Origin of the sequence: Rhodococcus sp. KBW08 (assembly GCF_003852455.1) — a bacterium.
Classification (GTDB): Bacteria; Actinomycetota; Actinomycetes; order Mycobacteriales; family Mycobacteriaceae; genus Rhodococcus_F; species Rhodococcus_F baikonurensis.
The window spans coordinates 642,794-659,383 of record NZ_QAJJ01000009.1; the positions used below are offsets into that span (position 1 = coordinate 642,794).

General features: G+C 62.8%; 12 protein-coding genes. 9 read left to right on the forward strand and 3 right to left on the reverse strand.

From position 1 onward, the window contains the following. Window positions 1-33 precede the first annotated feature (33 nt). The 8 genes from DBV08_RS13890 (at window position 34) to DBV08_RS13925 (ending at window position 10,956) form a co-directional block, all read left to right on the forward strand. A complete protein-coding gene (locus DBV08_RS13890; protein WP_095968556.1) occupies window positions 34-1,047 on the forward strand; it encodes an ABC transporter permease in 1,014 nt (337 codons plus the stop codon). A 1-nt stretch (window position 1,048) separates the two neighbouring features. Next, window positions 1,049-2,929, forward strand: a complete 1,881-nt coding sequence (locus DBV08_RS13895) for a dipeptide/oligopeptide/nickel ABC transporter permease/ATP-binding protein (protein WP_235170262.1) — start codon at window positions 1,049-1,051, stop codon at window positions 2,927-2,929. Beyond that, entirely contained in the window at window positions 2,926-3,717 is a 792-nt protein-coding gene (locus DBV08_RS13900) for an ABC transporter ATP-binding protein (RefSeq protein ID WP_003940215.1), read from the forward strand. The genes DBV08_RS13895 and DBV08_RS13900 overlap by 4 nt, the downstream gene beginning before the upstream one ends. Further along, window positions 3,714-7,073 carry a serine hydrolase gene (locus tag DBV08_RS13905; RefSeq protein ID WP_124567774.1) on the forward strand — a complete coding sequence of 1,120 codons (3,360 nt, stop codon included), beginning with the start codon at window positions 3,714-3,716 and terminating at the stop codon, window positions 7,071-7,073. The genes DBV08_RS13900 and DBV08_RS13905 overlap by 4 nt, the downstream gene beginning before the upstream one ends. Beyond that, the gene (locus tag DBV08_RS13910; protein ID WP_124567775.1) at window positions 7,070-8,233 is read left to right on the forward strand and encodes a M20/M25/M40 family metallo-hydrolase; all 1,164 of its coding nucleotides are present in this window, start codon (window positions 7,070-7,072) and stop codon (window positions 8,231-8,233) included. Before DBV08_RS13905 ends, DBV08_RS13910 begins: the two co-directional genes overlap by 4 nt. Further along, window positions 8,211-9,032, forward strand: a complete 822-nt coding sequence (locus DBV08_RS13915; RefSeq protein ID WP_124567776.1) for a GNAT family N-acetyltransferase — start codon at window positions 8,211-8,213, stop codon at window positions 9,030-9,032. Before DBV08_RS13910 ends, DBV08_RS13915 begins: the two co-directional genes overlap by 23 nt. Beyond that, the gene (gene menC, locus DBV08_RS13920) at window positions 9,022-10,155 is read left to right on the forward strand and encodes an o-succinylbenzoate synthase (protein ID WP_124567777.1); all 1,134 of its coding nucleotides are present in this window, start codon (window positions 9,022-9,024) and stop codon (window positions 10,153-10,155) included. Before DBV08_RS13915 ends, menC begins: the two co-directional genes overlap by 11 nt. A 120-nt stretch (window positions 10,156-10,275) precedes the next feature. Further along, window positions 10,276-10,956: a 3'-5' exonuclease gene (locus DBV08_RS13925; RefSeq protein ID WP_124567778.1), complete on the forward strand. Its 681-nt coding sequence runs from the start codon at window positions 10,276-10,278 to the stop codon at window positions 10,954-10,956. Window positions 10,957-10,986: 30 nt separating this feature from the next. Here the strand turns inward: DBV08_RS13925 and DBV08_RS13930 are convergent, their stop codons facing one another. Then, window positions 10,987-12,414, reverse strand: coding sequence for an amidase (locus tag DBV08_RS13930; protein ID WP_124567779.1), 1,428 nt, complete (start codon window positions 12,412-12,414; stop codon window positions 10,987-10,989). A 114-nt stretch (window positions 12,415-12,528) separates the two neighbouring features. Continuing rightward, complete coding sequence (locus tag DBV08_RS13935; RefSeq protein WP_124567780.1) at window positions 12,529-13,395, reverse strand: response regulator transcription factor; 867 nt, start codon at window positions 13,393-13,395, stop codon at window positions 12,529-12,531. Window positions 13,396-13,526: 131 nt separating this feature from the next. Between DBV08_RS13935 and DBV08_RS13940 the strand changes: the two genes are divergently transcribed. After that, on the forward strand, window positions 13,527-15,131 hold the full coding sequence (locus DBV08_RS13940; RefSeq protein ID WP_095968537.1) for an AMP-binding protein: 1,605 nt from the start codon (window positions 13,527-13,529) through the stop codon (window positions 15,129-15,131). 15 nt (window positions 15,132-15,146) lie between these two features. On the opposite strand, the gene DBV08_RS13945 is transcribed toward DBV08_RS13940, so the two are convergent. Further along, window positions 15,147-16,514 carry a cytochrome P450 gene (locus DBV08_RS13945; RefSeq protein ID WP_095968536.1) on the reverse strand — a complete coding sequence of 456 codons (1,368 nt, stop codon included), beginning with the start codon at window positions 16,512-16,514 and terminating at the stop codon, window positions 15,147-15,149. Between the last annotated feature and the right edge of the window lie 76 nt (window positions 16,515-16,590).

The following is a 16,590-nucleotide window of genomic DNA, read 5'->3' on the forward strand; positions in this document are numbered from 1 at the left end:
GCCCCAGCATCCCGCCCTCCGGAAAGACAGCCCATGAGTCAAACTATTGAAGCCGCGAAACCAGAAGCGGCGCCTCAGGCTCGAGCAAAGTGGCTCGAGTCCGACAGCTGGCCCGCGTATCTTCTGCGTCGTTTCGGCACCTTCGTGATTTCACTCTGGGCGCTGGTGACTGCGGCGTTCCTGATGCTCCAACTGATTCCGGGCGACCCGGTTCGGTTGGCTCTGGGAATGAACGCACCGGTCGAACTGGTCGAGACAACGAGGTCTCAACTCGGTTACGACCTTCCCTTGTGGCAGCAGTACTTCCGATTCGTCGGCGGGTTGCTGAGCGGGAATCCCGGTGACTCGATCACCTTGAGGACTCCGGTCTTCGAGGTGATCGCGTCCCGCCTCCCGGCAACACTCGAACTGGCTGTACTCACAGTCGTCACGGTGCTGCTGTTGGGCATTCCGATCGGCCTCATCTTCGCTGCACTGACCCGCAACGGTCGACGACGCGGAGTCGAGATCGGTTACACCGCAACGTCGGGCACCATCGCCGTGATCCCCGAGTTCATGTTCGGTACGGCGCTGGTCTACCTCTTTGCCGTCACGTTCCCTGTTCTGCCCGTCGCCGGCCGCGGTGGACCGGAAAGTTACATCCTTCCGGTCGCGGCCATGTCGATCGGTGCCATCGCCTCGATGTCGCGCATCGTCCGTGCAGAGGCGCTCGGCGTGTTGGACATGGACTACATCCGTACGGCGCGCGCCAAGCGAATGACTGTGGCAAGAATCTACTTCCGTCATGCAATGCCCAACCTCATGACGTCGACGCTGACGCTCGCCGGACTCCTCCTTGGTGGTCTGATTGCCGGCACCGTGCTCATCGAGAGCATCTTCGCCTGGCCCGGCATGGGCATGGCGCTGGTCAAGTCCATCACCGAGAAGGACTACCCGCTCGCCCAGACACTGGTCGTGATCTACGGCGCCATCGTCCTTCTCATCAATTTCATCGTCGACGTGGTGCTCGCTCTCATCGACCCACGATCCACAATTCGGGAGAACTGAGTTGAGCACCTCACCTACGGCCCCCACTGCGGCCCCCAAGACGCCCCCGCGACGACACTGGATCGTCGGAACGTTCCGCACCCCACTGGGAATCCTGGCCCTCACCTTCCTGACCGCTCTGATCGCCCTCGTCATCTTCGGACCGATGATCTGGGGTGACGCCGCTGTCGCAGCCAACCCGAAGGCACTGTCTCAGGGACCGAGTTCCGAGCACATCTTCGGCACCGACGCCGGCGGGCGTGACGTCTTCGCCCGCACGATGACCGCCGCGAGACTGTCGGTGCTCATGGCTCTCGGAGCCGTCGCACTCGGTGTCACAATTGGCCTGATACTCGGTACGCTCCCGACGCTCGCTCCCCGCTGGGTCGGACGCATGGTCGTGGCATTCCTCAACTTCGCCATCGCATTCCCCGGACTGCTCCTCGCGATCTTCCTGTTGGTAGTTCTCGGACAGGGTGCGGGCAGCGCGGTGATCGCCATCGGTCTTGCCCTGGCCTCGCCGTTCGCGAGGTTGACGTACGCACTGGCTTCGTCGGTCAACGGACGTGACTTCATCGACGCAGCACGCATCCTCGGGGTCACCAAGCCCGGGTTGCTGTTCCGCCACATTCTCCCCAATATCCGTGAACCACTCATCGTCAATGCCAGCATCGCTGTCGGCAGCGGCCTCGTGGTCTTCGCCGGACTCTCGTTCCTCGGCTTGGGCATTCAGCCGCCTGCATTCGACTGGGGCCGGATGCTCAACGAAGGTCTGTCGAAGATCTTCGTCAACCCGGCCACCGCACTTGCCCCCGGCATCGCCGTCGTGCTCGCCGGCTTGACCTTCACGCTGCTCGGCGAGGCCATTGCTCGCGGCTCGGGAGTTCGCAGCCCGATCAGCAGTCGCCTGCCGAAGTGGAAGCCGATCAACCGGAAAACTGCCCAGGCCGATTCGGCACCCAGCGACGAGGACGCAGTTCTCACCGTCCGCAACATGTCCGTCGCAGTCCCCGCGGGTGACGACTGGCGTCGGCCCGTCGACAACATCAGTTTTACAGTTCATCGCGGCGAAACCGTGGGCATCGTCGGTGAATCCGGCTCCGGAAAGTCACTGAGTTGCATGGCAATCGCGCAGCTGACCGACCATCCCACCGTGGTCGACGCCGGGCTCATCGAGTTCGACGGCACCGTGCTGATGAAGGACGGGAAGCGGCCGGACAACGCGGCTTCGCGCAAGGTTGCCCGCCAACTCGGCACACGTATGGCGATGGTGTTCCAGGATCCGATGTCGTCCATGAATCCGTCTCTCAAGGTCGGATACCAGGTCGCCGAGATCGGTTGGCTCCACGAAGGTATGAGCAAGGCCGACGCGAAGAAGGCGGCAGTCGAGCGACTGAACGCCGTCAAGATCCCCGACGCGCCCAGGCGTGCGAAGCAGTACCCCCACGAGTTCTCCGGCGGTATGCGTCAGCGCGCGATGATCGCCATGGGTCTGATGGGCAAGCCCGCTCTGATCATCGCGGACGAACCCACCACCGCGCTCGACGTGACCGTTCAGCGTGAGGTCCTCGGGCTGCTCCACGAGGTTCGCGAAGAAACCGGTGCCGCAATCCTTCTCATCTCGCACGACATGGCCGTCATCACCGGCATGTGCACCCGTGTCCTGGTCATGTTTGCCGGCGAAATCGTCGAAGACATCGCAGTCGACGATCTGATTGCCGGTCGTGCAAAGCATCCGTACACCCGCGCGCTGATCGCCGCGGTCCCCACCATGAGCACAGATCGCGACAAGCCGCTTGCCACCGTCGACGAAGCCTGGCAGGTGGAGAGCCTCGACGCCGAGGAGAGCACCGCCGACATCGAGTTGGAAGAACTGTTGGCTGTTGCAGAGGAGATCCGATGAGCAGGCTCGAATTCCGTGACGTCAACGTCCACCTCGGTAGCGGTTCGAAAAAATTCCACGCCGTCAAGAACATCAATCTCGACATCCCCTCCGGATCGGTGGTCGGGCTTGTCGGTGAATCGGGTTCCGGAAAGTCGACACTGGCGCGAGCAACTGTCGGCCTGGCCGAGCCCAGTTCCGGCCAGATCCTTCTCGACGGTGTGGACGTCGCTCACGCCCGCGGCGCGACGGCTCGTCTGCGCCACCGGATCCAGATGGTCTTCCAAGATCCGTACTCGTGCCTCGACCCACGAATGACCATCGGCCAGTCACTCGCCGAGGCTCTGCGGTCCACCGAGCGTCGTGACAAAGCTCGCCGCAGCCGCGGCGACCGCGCTGCCGAGGTGGCCCGACTCCTCACCACCGTCCAACTGCCGGTGGAGAAGGCGCACGAATACCCGTCGTCGTTGTCTGGTGGTCAGCGCCAACGCGTTGCCCTCGCACGGGCATTGGCAGCCGCACCGGCAGTTCTGCTTGCCGACGAAATCACCTCTGCACTCGACGTATCCGTACAGGGCGCGGTTCTGAATCTCTTGGTCGATCTGCAGAAGCAACTAGGTCTGACAGTTCTGTTCGTCAGTCACAACCTTGCGGTGATCCGCTATGTCTGTGACCACGTCGCAGTCATGCTCGGCGGTGAGATCGTCGAACACGGGCCGGTTCTCGACGTGATCGATTCGCCCAAGGAGCCGTACACGGCAAAGCTGTTGTCCGCGATCCCGACCTTCGGGGAGCCGATGTTCCAATGACAACACCGACTACTCTCGAATCCCCTGCTGCCGTATCCCGTGCCGAAGAACGTCGTTCGGCACGAATCCACGATTACGCATCAGTCGTCACACCAACCGGCATCGCTGTATCGGCGTCGGGACGCATTGCATACGTACGTACGGAGTCGAACCCGGGCGCAGATACCAACGAGCACTCGATCTGGTTGGCTTCCCCGCAACTACAGCTCACGGTAGGTCCTGCCGATACCTCGCCGGCGTGGCATCCCGTTTCCACGCTGTTGGTCTTCGTGCGGCCGGATTCCTCGGGCACACCACAACTGTGGAAGGTCGATGCCGGCGGTGGGCCCGCCGTTCAGATGACCACCGCGGAACAACTCCCGCTCGGTGCTGGGGCACCGGTGTTCTCTCCCGACGGCGCTCGAATCGCCTTCAGCGCTCCGGTCGACCGCACTGCCGCCGGATCGTCACACCTCTTGGTGGCGAAACGCCTCAACTACAAGGTCGACGGATCCGGTGTCCGGGGCAGCGTTCGGGCGCACCTGTTCGAGTTCGATCTGGCCGCCGGGTCGCTACGGCAACTGACGGACGGCGATTGGGACGCTTCGCATCCCGCGTACAGTCCCGACGGCACCGAGCTGGCCTTCACCGCAGCGATGGACGGCGACGCCGATCTGACGCGGGCGAGTTCCGCCTGGACCGTGTCGCTTACTGATCTCGCCGCCGCTCCGCGGATGTTGGGGCACGCACGCGGGATCGCCGGACCACTTGCGTGGACACCGGCCGGCGACGCCGTCGTAGCAGTCGGTTGGCACACGCCGATCATTCACAACAGCGAACTTCTCGTCCTGCATCGCGACCAGCGAATGGAAGACCGCAGCCTGACATCCGAACTCGACCGAAACGTCATGCCTGGCGGGACCGGTTATCCCGGTGGCGCACCGAGTTTCACCGCGGACGGCAACATCGTCTTCTGCATCCGCAACCACGGCTCCACCGAACTGCACAAGGTGGATTTCGGATCAGGCTCCGTCTCACCACTTCTCATCGGAGAGCAGGCAGTGGTCTCCGGCCTGGCCTTGACGTCCGGGCGGGCCGTCGTCGCGCTGGCAACGGCGACGTCCTTCGGTGAGGTCGCCGTCATCGATCTCGAGACTCGCGCCGTCGAGATCGTAACCGAATTGAACACGGAACTGACAACTTCCGTCGCGTTTCCCGTCGCCACCGAGCGTTGGTTCGACATCAGCGACGGCACCCGAGTTCAGGGTTGGATCCTGCGCGACCCGAACCTCACGGGCACCGGACCACTGGTCCTGGACGTCCATGGTGGGCCGCATAATGCCTGGACCGGTACCCCCACCCTCATGCACGCGTACCACGCGGAATTGGTTGCGCTCGGATACACGGTCTTGATGATCAATCCGCGTGGAAGTGACGGCTACGGAAACGACTTCTTCGACGGTGTGCGGGACGGCTGGGGCGAGGCGGATCGTGCAGACCTGCTCGAACCGGTCGAAACCCTTGTCGCCGAAGGGGTAGCCGATCCGAAGCAACTGGTGCTCACGGGCTACAGCTATGGCGGATTCATGACGTGCGCCCTGACGTCCGTCACCGATCGGTTTGCCGTCGCAGTCGCCGGTGGCCTCGTTTGCGACATCGCGAATACGGCCGGCCCCTCGGACGAGGGCATTTTGCTACAGACGGTCGAATTCGACCCGCAGTCATCTCGGGTACAGGAACTTTCGCCGCTGGGGCGAGTCTCCCAGGTGACGACACCGACGCTGATTCTTCACGGCGGCAGCGACGTGCGCTGCCCGGTCAACCAGGCAGAACAGTGGTTCGGTGGACTGCGTTTGGCCGGCACCCCGACCGAGCTGGTGGTCTTCCCGGACGCGTCGCATGCCTTCGTGCTGACGGGTCGGCCGTCCCACCGTCTGGGCTACAGCACTCGTCTCGTCGACTGGATCGAACGCCACCTCTCCCCTACGCCGGCACTGACCACGGTCGATCCCGACTACTGGCAGTACCGACTCGACACCCTGAGTGCGAAATACGGGGTACCTGGTGCCTCGCTGGGAATTCTGACCACTACCCGCAGCGGTTTCGACCGCACCGTGGTCACGTCCGGTGTCGTCAGTACCCGCACCGGAGTCGCGGCGACTCCCGACACGTTGTTCCAGATGGGTTCGATCAGCAAGGTCTGGACGGCCACGCTGATCATGCAACTCGTGGAGGAAGGGTTGCTCGACCTCGATGCACCTGTTCGGAACATACTGCCGGACTTCGCAGTCGACGATGCGGTAGCCACTGCAACGGTCACGACTCGTCAACTGTTGACTCATACCAGCGGCATCGACGGTGACGTCTTCATCGATGGCGGCCGCGGCGACGACTGCGTCGAGCGTTACGTTGCTGCTCTGAAGTCGACGGTGCAACTCTTCGCACCCGGCACCGATTGGTCGTACTGCAACACCGGCTTCGTGATCGCCGGACGAATCATCGAGGTTCTCCGAGGCAAGAGTTGGGATGCGGTTCTGCGCGAGCGAATCATCGAGCCGCTCGGCCTGGCCAAGACCACGACCCTGCCTGAGGAGACGGCGCTGCACCGCGCTGCAGTCGGGCACGTCGGCGGTGGCGACAATCTCGCGCAGACACCACAATTCCTCATCCCTCGCTCGATGGGCCCGGCCGGCCTCATCAACAGCACAGCCGAAGATCTACTCCTGTTCGCGCAGGATTCGATGCGCGAGGATCCGATTCTGCTTCAGCGTTCCACTCATCTGGCGATGCTCGAGGAGCGCCGACAGATCGGTGACGTGTCGTCTGCAGACATCATGGGAACCACGTGGCTACTGCACAATTGGGACGGAGTGCTCGCGCATGGCCACAACGGCGGAACTCTCGGACAGCAGTCCTTCTTGAGGGTGGTCCCCTCCTGCGGCATTGCCGTAGTCCTGATGGCCAACGGCGGTGCAATGGACGCACTCTCGGGCGACCTTCTCGCCGAAGTGATCGGTTCCATCGGCGGCGTCGCCGTGACACCGGCATTTTCGCCTGGAGACCCTCACACCCGCACCACATCCTCACCTGAGGAACTCGATGCACTGTGCGGTCTGTACCGCGATGCTGCAGCCGATTTCGTCCTGGAGAGGACCGGCGGTTCCCTGACCGCCCGCCGCACCGATCACATCGACCCTTCGATCAACGCCGAAAGCGCAGAGTCCATCTCTCTCAGCCTGATCGAAGTTCACCCTGGAGTATTCGCGACCCAACTACCGCAATCAGCGGGTTGGATCCGGATCACTTTCTCCGACACCGGGAGTACACAATTGCTACACGTCGGAAGCCGCGCGTATCCGCGAGTGAACAACCGATGACCATTCTCCGCGATCTGGCCGAGCGCCAACTTCCTCAGATCCTCGAGGATGCCATCGCGCTCATCGAAGTCGAGTCGCCGTCGCACGATCTCGAAGCTGTTGCACGCAGCGCGAAATGGACGTCAGACCTTGTCCACGAACGACTCGGCGTGACACCGGAGTCGATAGTGACGGAAGGCCGAACCCACCTGGTGACCCGCTTCGGTGATTCCCCGACGCGGTTGATGCTCCTCGGTCATCACGACACCGTGTGGCCGATCGGCACCCTGACGCGTCTACCCGCAGCGGTGACCGACGGAGCCCTTCGGGGTCCGGGTGGACTCGACATGAAACTTGGTGTCGTTCAGGCAATTCACGCCCTGTCGATCGTCCGGGAGTTGCACGGCGACGATGCACTCGACGGAATCACACTCCTGGTCACCGGTGACGAAGAAATCGGTTCACCCACATCGCGAATCCTCATCGAGGAACTTGCCGCAGGCGCGGTGCTCGTCCTCGAAGCCGGCGGCGACGGTGGCGAACTCAAGACCGTCCGCAAGGGAGTGTCGCTGTATCGGATCCATGTTGCCGGTCGCGCAGCGCACGCCGGGTTGGAGCCGGAAAAGGGCATCAACTCCGCAGTCGAACTGGCTCGCCTCGTGATCGCGATCAACGACTTGTCCTCGCCGGCGCAGGCAACCACTGTCACCCCGACCGTCATTTCAGCCGGAACCACAACCAACACCGTTCCGGCAGAAGCCTTTGTCGACGTGGACGTACGCGCAACCAGCGCTGCCGAGCAGGAGCGCGTCGATTCGAACATCCGAGCCCTGCAGGCAATCCACCCCGAAGCCGTAGTCACGGTCTCGGGTGGCGTCAACCGTCCACCTCTCGAAGCGACGATGTCCGCACCGTTGCTGGCGTTGGCGGAACGCGTTGCGCTCGAGCATGATCTGACTCCTCCCGTCGGACTCGCCGTCGGCGGAGCCTCGGACGGAAACTTCACTGCCGGCATCGGCATCCCCACCCTCGACGGCCTCGGTGGCGTCGGCGGCGGTGCACACGCCGAGACCGAGCATGCGCTCGTGTCCGCTATCGCCCCGAGAACGGCGTTGGTTGCGGGCCTTATTCGTTCGATCACGTCTGAAGGGGGCCCTCGTGTCGAAAAGCAAAGCGGTTGAGTTTCGAGAACTGGTCGACACCCGCGAAATAGCTGATCTGTCTGCCGTTTTCGACGAGATCTGGGCTACAAGTCCCGGACCGGCTCATTTCGGAACGGCGATGTTGGTTGCGCTTCACCACGGTGGTCATTACGTGGTGGGAGCCTTCTCTGAAGGCGAGATGATCGGAGGTTGCGTCGGATTCTTCGTCGAGCCTCTCGGCGAGGTCCTGCACTCACACATCGCCGGAGTTCTACCCGGGCATGCAGGCAAGGGAATCGGCCGCGCCCTCAAGCATCATCAGCGTGACTGGTGCATCGAGCGCGGCGTCAGGACGATCCGGTGGACCTTCGATCCACTCGTCGCACGAAATGCCTACTTCAACATCCAGCGTCTCGGTGCCGAACCCGCCGAATACAACCCGGATTTCTACGGATCGATGGCAGACGGCATCAATGCCGGCGACGCCAGCGACCGCATGCTGGTCAGCTGGGATCTCGACGCCGACGGAGCTCCGAGTTCTCCTGTGGCCGTTGATGATACATTCAAAGTGCTCCAACCCACCGAAGACGGGACGCCTCGGATGCTCCCGATCCCACTCGACTGCGTCGACATCGCGGTCGGAATACCCAGAGACATAGAGCATCTGAGAACCGTCGACCGCGCGTCTGCCTTCGCCTGGCGACACGCGCTTCGCGAGTACCTCGAACCACTGATCGCCTCGAAGGAATGGCAATCGACCGGCTTCGACCCCAGCGGCTATTACATGTTCACGAAAATCTGCGAGACAACCGGAGAAGAGCAAGTCCATGCACATTGAGTCCGTCGAATTGCGCGAACTGCGCATCCCTCTCGTCTCCCCCTTCACCACGTCGTTCAGCACGCAACTCGAGCGCAACACCCTCGTCCTGAAGGTGAGGGGCACCACCGACGGCCCCAATGGCCCGGTGGAGACTGTCGGCTGGGGCGAGTGCGGCTCGCTGAGCGATCCGTACTACAACTCGGAGTACACCGCCGGTGCGCGCGCGATGCTTCGCGAGTATCTCGTTCCGACGCTGCGTAAGTCGCAGTCGGATCAGCCGCTCACCGCCGAGACCGTCGGCAGCGTGCTTCACCACATCGTGGGTCATCAGATGTCCAAGTCGGCCATCGAAATGGCAATCCTCGACGCCGAATTGCGCGCTCGTGGACAATCTTTCGCTCGGTACCTCGGTGCAACGCGCACACGAGTTCCCTCGGGAGTATCCGTCGGCATCCAGGACAGCATTCCGCAGTTGCTCGAGACCGTCGGCAACTATCTGTCGCAGGGATACGTGCGAATCAAACTGAAGATCAAGCCGGGCTGGGACATCGCTCCCGTGGCGGCGGTGCGCAAGGAGTTCGGCTACGACGTGCCCCTACAGGTCGATGCGAACGCCGCGTACACCCTCGTCGACGCACAGTTGCTGCGTCGCCTGGACGAATTTGCACTGCTCCTCATCGAACAGCCGCTGGCCGAAGACGATTTGGTGCAGCACGCCAAGCTCGCCCAGTCGCTCTCGACTCCGATCTGCCTCGACGAGTCGGTCGAGTCGGCCAAGGATGCAGCGGATGCCATCACGCTCGGTGCCGCTTCGGTCATCAACATCAAGCCGAGCCGTGTCGGTGGATACCTGGAAGCCAAGCGGATCCATGATCTCGCCTCGGCGCACGGAATCGCGGTGTGGTGCGGCGGGATGCTCGAGACCGGAATCGGACGCGCCGCCAACGCCGCACTCGCAGCACTGGACGGCTTCACACTGCCCGGTGACATCTCGGCGTCCGATCGCTTCTACAAGGAAGACATCACCGAACCGTTTGTCATCGAGGACGGCCACATCTCCGTGCCGCAGGGACCGGGCTTCGGTGTGACTCCGCGTGAAGACGTCATGGAGCGCTTCACCGTCGGAACCGAGATTCTGTAGGTTACCGGCGTCAGCTGCAGTCACCTCCACCTCACCCGGTGGAGGTGACTGTTCGTCGTTTGTGTCGGTAGCTCGGTGCATAGTGATTCGGACATGACGTACTGCACCGAAAGGCCCCCGATGAGTAGCTGGTCCGATCGCCCGATCTGCGCGTTCGACCTCGAAACCACGGGACGGAATCCGTCGACCGCCCGCATCGTCAGTGCCTGCGTCGCGGTGATCGACGGTGCGAAGGTCGAAACACGCACGTGGCTACTCGATCCCGGCGTCGACATCCCCGCCGGTGCCTCGGCCATTCACGGCATCAGCACCGAGTACGCGGCGCAACACGGCCAGAACTACTCCGAGGGCTACGAAGAGATTCGCGAGGCTCTGCACAATTCCTGGGCGCGCGATCACGCTGTCGTAGCGTTCAACGCCTCCTACGATCTGACGGTCATGCATGCCGAAGGTCTGCGCATCGGTAAGCCCGCCTTCGTTCCGGGGTTGGTCATCGATCCGTACGTGATCGATCGCGCGATGGACACGTTCCGCAAGGGCAAACGAACGCTCGCAGCCGTGTGCGAGCACTACGGGATTTCCCTCGAGTCCGCCCACGAAGCCGAGGCCGATGCCAAAGCAGCGGCGGCGTTGGCCCGCGAGCTCGCCGTACGGTTCCCCGACATCCTGGGGCTCGATCTCATGGTCGATCAAGCCGATTGGCACGCCGAGCGGCAACGCGATTTCGCCGAGTACCTACTCAGCCAAGGGAGGGACGTGGCAGATGTGAACGGCCAGTGGCCGATTCGCATCATCGCCTGACGCCCTCCCCGGCTCGGACGGTCGCGCGAGCTACTGCGGGACCGGCGGCCACACCGGCGCAATGGACCACGGACGCGCCGTTTCCAGTTGCGACGCAACCTGAATCAGCAAATCTTCACGCCCGAACGCGCCGACCAACTGCACGCCGATCGGCACACCGGCCGAGTCATGACCCATCGGCAAGGAAATCGCAGGCTGACCGGAACTGTTGAACGGACTGGTCAAGCCGCTGTATCCGGCCGAATGCTCCCAGATCGACATGGGATTTGCCGTATCGAGCAAACCGAGCGGAGCTGCCGGCCGAGCCATCGTCGGAGTCAGCAGCAGGTCGTGATCGACAAAGAACGCACCGATCACCTGGGCAGCCCGCTCGAGTTCCTGCAATGCCTTGACGACGTTCGTCGCACTTTCGGACTTCGCGCGGTCGTAGATCATCCGAGCCATCGGCTCGAGGTCGTCGTCGCGGATTGCGCGGTTCAGTGTCTCCAGTCGTTCATCGACCTCGATCGTCATCGGTATGCCCATCAACACGGAGAGTCCGGCAGTAAGGGCATCGAGCGGAAAGTTCGGGGCGCCCTCGGTGACATCGTGACCGAGTTCTTCGAGCAGGCCGGCAACACTGGTTGTGACGGCCGCGCACTCCGGGTCCACCGGGGTGCCGTCCGGCAGCACGTTGCTCAGACCAATCCGCAACCGTCCGGGATCCGCACCCACTTCCTCGATGTACGGCCGCCTCGGCGCCAGGATCACGTAAGGATCGCCCACTGTCGGCCCGGCGGACAGATCGAGAAGCAGCGCAGTGTCGCGGACACTTCGGGTGAGTGCGTGATGAACACTCATCGGCGACGAGAACAGCGTGCGCGCCGGTGCCGTCGGAGTGCGTCCGCGGCTGGGCTTGAGGCCTACCAAGCCACAGGCCGATGCGGGAATACGGATCGATCCACCGCCGTCACTGGCATGGCCGCCGGGCACGATCCCGACGGCAACCGCTACAGCCGTGCCACCCGAAGATCCGCCGGGTGAACGATCGAGGGCGTAAGGGTTGCGGGTGGGACCGAACAGCGCAGGTTCGGTACTCGCGTTCTTACCGAACTCCGGTGTGTTCGTCTTGCCGATGACAACCAGACCGGCCTCACGGTATCGCTCCACGAGCGTCGAATCTTTTTCTGCCACAGCGTCGGCGAACAATCGAGATCCGTTGGTGCTCGGCAATCCTGCGACGTCCAAGCCCAGGTCTTTGATCACGAACGGGACGCCGTGCAATGGACCTTCCGGCAGGCCGTTCGATACTTCGTTGCGCGCTTCCTCGCGACGCTCACTGATCACCGCATTGACTGCAGGGTTGCGCTCGTCGAGTCTGTCCAGGCTGAACTCGAGGACTTCCTTGGCTGAGACGTCACCGCTCTTGATCGCTTCGGCAAGGCCGGTCATGTCGTTGTTGTCGAACAAATCCTGCATCGATGCCCTCATCACTCGTGTGGAACTCTGCCGATAGTGAGGTCCGTCATATCAATCGGAGCCTCGACGTGGTGTCGAAATTCCGCTTGGCGGGACCGCCGCGCAGGGTCAGCCCTACAGAATCAAACCTTGCCGCCGCGCTTCCACAACAGCTTCGTGACGACTGCGGACATCGAGCTTTCCCATCAGATTCCGCATGTACGTCTTGATCGTTTCGACGCTCAACGACAACCTCTCGGCTATCTCGGCGTTGCGCAGTCCGAGAGCGACGTAGCCCATCACCTTCCGCTCGCGTGGCGACAGGACAACACTGTTCACAGCTGGAGTGTTCGTCGAAGGCTTCGGCGACACCAAAGCACGCAGCTTGGCCTCGACGGCATGGACCTGTGCGCTGAGAGCAGTGTCCTCGAGGTTTGCCGCGATCTCGCCGAGCGCCAGAACGCTCTCGGTCAGCCCTTCGGATATCTGGGCGTCTCGGTTCGAACCATGTTCCACCGCAGCGGTATCGAGCATCGCCACCCGCCGATCCACCTCGTCGCGGATCTCGAATTCGCGGGCCAACGCGTACGACGATCGCATCATCGTCTCGGCAATCACGTCTCCGATCGGCAGGTTGGCGCGCAGTCCTCCGTAGATCGCTCCGCGGGTAACCCCGCGTACGACGATCGGCACCGCCATCAAGGATTCGATCGCTTCGGTGCCCACTTCGTAGTCGTAGTCGTGAGTGATGTGCGACGAGTTCGCGTAGTCCTGGACTGCGCCCGGTCGTTGTTCTGCGATCGCCCGACCGCCGAGTCCGCATTCGGCGTCGATCCGAAGGTTTCGCAGGATGTTGCTGCGCGTGCCGACGTGACCGGTGATGGTCAGCGACCGGTCGCTGACGCAGCCGCCGAACAGAACCGGCAACTCGGTTTTGGGGTGCAGCCGACGCAGTTCGGCGCGCAACGCGTCGTCGTCGCTCGGTCTCAGTACCCTGCTCACTCTCACCTCCACGTACCCAATTCAGAGGGTAGCGGCACCTTCGGCTGGGCAATAGCGTGCATCCAGGCCATTTGTAGTGCCGATCACACTTATCGTGACACCAACCGTGCCACGTCGCCTTCGGAGGAACCGTGTCTGTCTCGACAGCTCTCGCAGCCAACAACACCCCGCTCAGTCCGCTGCGCTTTCTCGAGCGCAGCGCTGCGGTGTTCCCCGATCGCACCGCCGTAGTTCACGGCGACCGGACGTACACGTACCGAGAGTTCGGCGACGAGGTCGCCGCGCTGGCCCGCGTCCTACGTGAGCGCATTCAGCCCGGTGACCGCGTTGCATACCTGGCGCCGAACGTTCCCGAGATGCTGTTCGCGCATTTTGCCGTCCCGCTCGCCGGTGGGGTCCTGATCGCCCTGAACTCGCGTCTCGCCGGACCTGAGCTCGAGTACATCCTCGATCATTCGGGAACCGCGATCCTGTTCGTCGACTCCGAATTCGTCGGCTCCGTCTCCTCGTCCAAGGCAAACGTCGCGAGCCTTCGCGAGATCATCGAGATTCCGGATTCCACTGTGCCGTACCCGGAGGTCCCCGCCGGAATCGTCACCGGGCAGTACGCCGATCTGATTGTCGAAGCCGAAGCACTCGCCGATCAGCCATTGCACTGGGGCGTCGACGACGAGCAGCAGTGCATCGCCATCAACTACACCTCGGGCACCACCGGAAAACCCAAGGGCGTCATGTACTCCCACCGCGGGGCATACCTGAACTCGCTCGGCGAGACCTTCCACAACGGCTTCGACGGATCGACGAAGTACCTGTGGACGCTGCCGATGTTCCACTGCAACGGGTGGTGCACGCCCTGGGCCGTCACCCAGGCCGCCGGCACACACATCTGCCTCCGTGCGGTCCGCGCCGACGCGATCTGGGATGCCATCGACAATCTGGGCGTGACGCATCTGTGCGGCGCCCCCACCGTCTGCTCGACCATCGCGGATGCCGAGCAGGCCCACAAGGTCGACGCACTACGCATCACGACGGCCGGGGCTCCGCCGTCGCCGACGATCATCGGAAAACTCGAAGACATCGGCGTCACCGTCGTTCACGTCTACGGCCTCACGGAGGTGTACGGTCCGTACACGATCTGCGAGTACCAGGAAGCCTGGGACGACAAGCCGCAGTCCGAGCGCGCCGCACTGCTCTCCCGCCAGGGAGTCGGCATGGTGCAGGCCGAAAATGCCCGCGTTGTCGATGCCGAGATGAACGACGTTCCCGCCGACGGTCGGACGATGGGTGAGATCGTGCTCCGCGGCAACAACGTGATGCTCGGGTACTACCGAGACGAGACCGCGACCGCCGAAGCGTTTGCCGGTGGTTGGTTCCATTCCGGCGACCTCGGCGTCATGCATCCCGACGGTTACATTCAGCTCAAGGACCGCGCGAAGGACATCATCATCTCGGGCGGCGAGAACATTTCCACGGTCGAGGTGGAGCAGGCGATCATGAGTCACCCGGCCGTGGTCGACGTGGCAGTCGTCGGCGTGCCCGACGAGAAGTGGGGCGAGCGTCCGAAGGCATTCGTGGTGCTGGGCAAGGGATTGCAGGCTTCGGCAGAAGAGATCGTCGAGCACACCCGCACCTTGCTGGCCGGGTACAAGGTTCCCCGCGACATCGTCTTCCCGCTCGACCTTCCGCGCACCCCGACAGGCAAGGTTCTCAAGTTCGAACTGCGTGCGTCGAAGTAACTCTGCCGACGGGTCTCAGCGCACCGGGGAATACCGCCGGCGCAGATCGACAGGTTGCCCGTCCGAAGGGAACGGCAACGACGTGAAGTCGAGCGGAGCGACGTAATCTGCGTCGACGTTCCAGTCGAAGCGCGTGAGGAGGTGGTGCATGATCGCCTTGATCTCGGCGCCGGCGAAGTGCATCCCCAGACATTTGTGCACTCCACCGCCGAACGGCTCCCACGCGTAGCGATGCACCTTGTCTTCGCGTCGATTCTCGGCGAAACGCTCGGGATCGAAACGCTCGGGATCGGGCCAGTACTGCGCCATGTGGTGTGTGAAGTGAGGGGCGACGGAAACATACGTTCCCGCAGGCACGAAGTGACCGCGTACTCGAGTGTCGCGGACCGCTCGCCGCGCCATGACCGGTACGGGCGAGACGAGTCGGAGGCATTCCTTCATCACCAGGTCAAGGCTGCTCAGGCCGTCCAGATCTGCATAACTCGGCGTCGAGGTCGCCAGGGCGAGCGACTCGGCGCGGCACCTGTCCTGCCACTTCGGGTGTTGCCCCAGGTATTGCATCATCGTGGACAGGGTGATCGTCGAAGTGTCGTGTGCGGCCATCAGGAGAAAGATCATGTGATCGATCACTTCGTCGTCGCTGAAGCGTTGTCCCGCTTCGGATTCGATGTGACAGAGCACGGAGAAGAGGTCGTCGGTTTCGAGATTTCGACGCGCCGGCAGGTACCGACGGAAGAACTCTTCGAGAACCCGCCGGCCGTCCAGGCCGCGCTTCCATCGCGTCCCCGGCACCGGGTAGCGGATCAGAGAGGTTGCTGCCTGGACACAATCGACGAAAGCCTTCTTCACCGAGGATATTTCACTCTCGGTGCTTCCTTCCACCCCGCCCATGAAGATGTCGGTCGCGAGATCGAGGGTCAGTGTCTTCAATGCCGTGTAGGCACGGAATTCGTCAGTGGGCGACCACGCGTCGAGCGCCGAGTCGATTGCGGGATTGAGAGCGTCGACAGACTTCTCGATCCGTGTCCGGGTGAACGCCTGCTGCATGATTCGACGGTGTCGTAGATGTTCCTCCGAATCGAGCAGCATCAGCCCGCCGTGAAAGAAGGGGCCGATAAGTACCGACCAGCCGTCGCTGTTGACGAATGCCCGATCCTTGTTCTGCAGCACCTCCTGACACGCGTCAGGCCCGAGTACAGCGATCCATTTCCGACCGACCATCGAGAACCAGGACACCTCGCCGAATCGATCCCAATTCTCTTGCATCAGAGCGAGCGGATCGCGAATGTAGGCGAGCGCGTGTCCGACCAGGGGCAGCCCGGAACGGCCCGAAATCGGTTGCAACTGCGAGTTCATGGGGGGACGAGCCAGGATCTTGGACACTGTGACCTCTATTCTCGCTCAATCTGACAGTAGCCACTGTCAGATTGACTGTAGTCTGCGTCACACCGATGCGTCT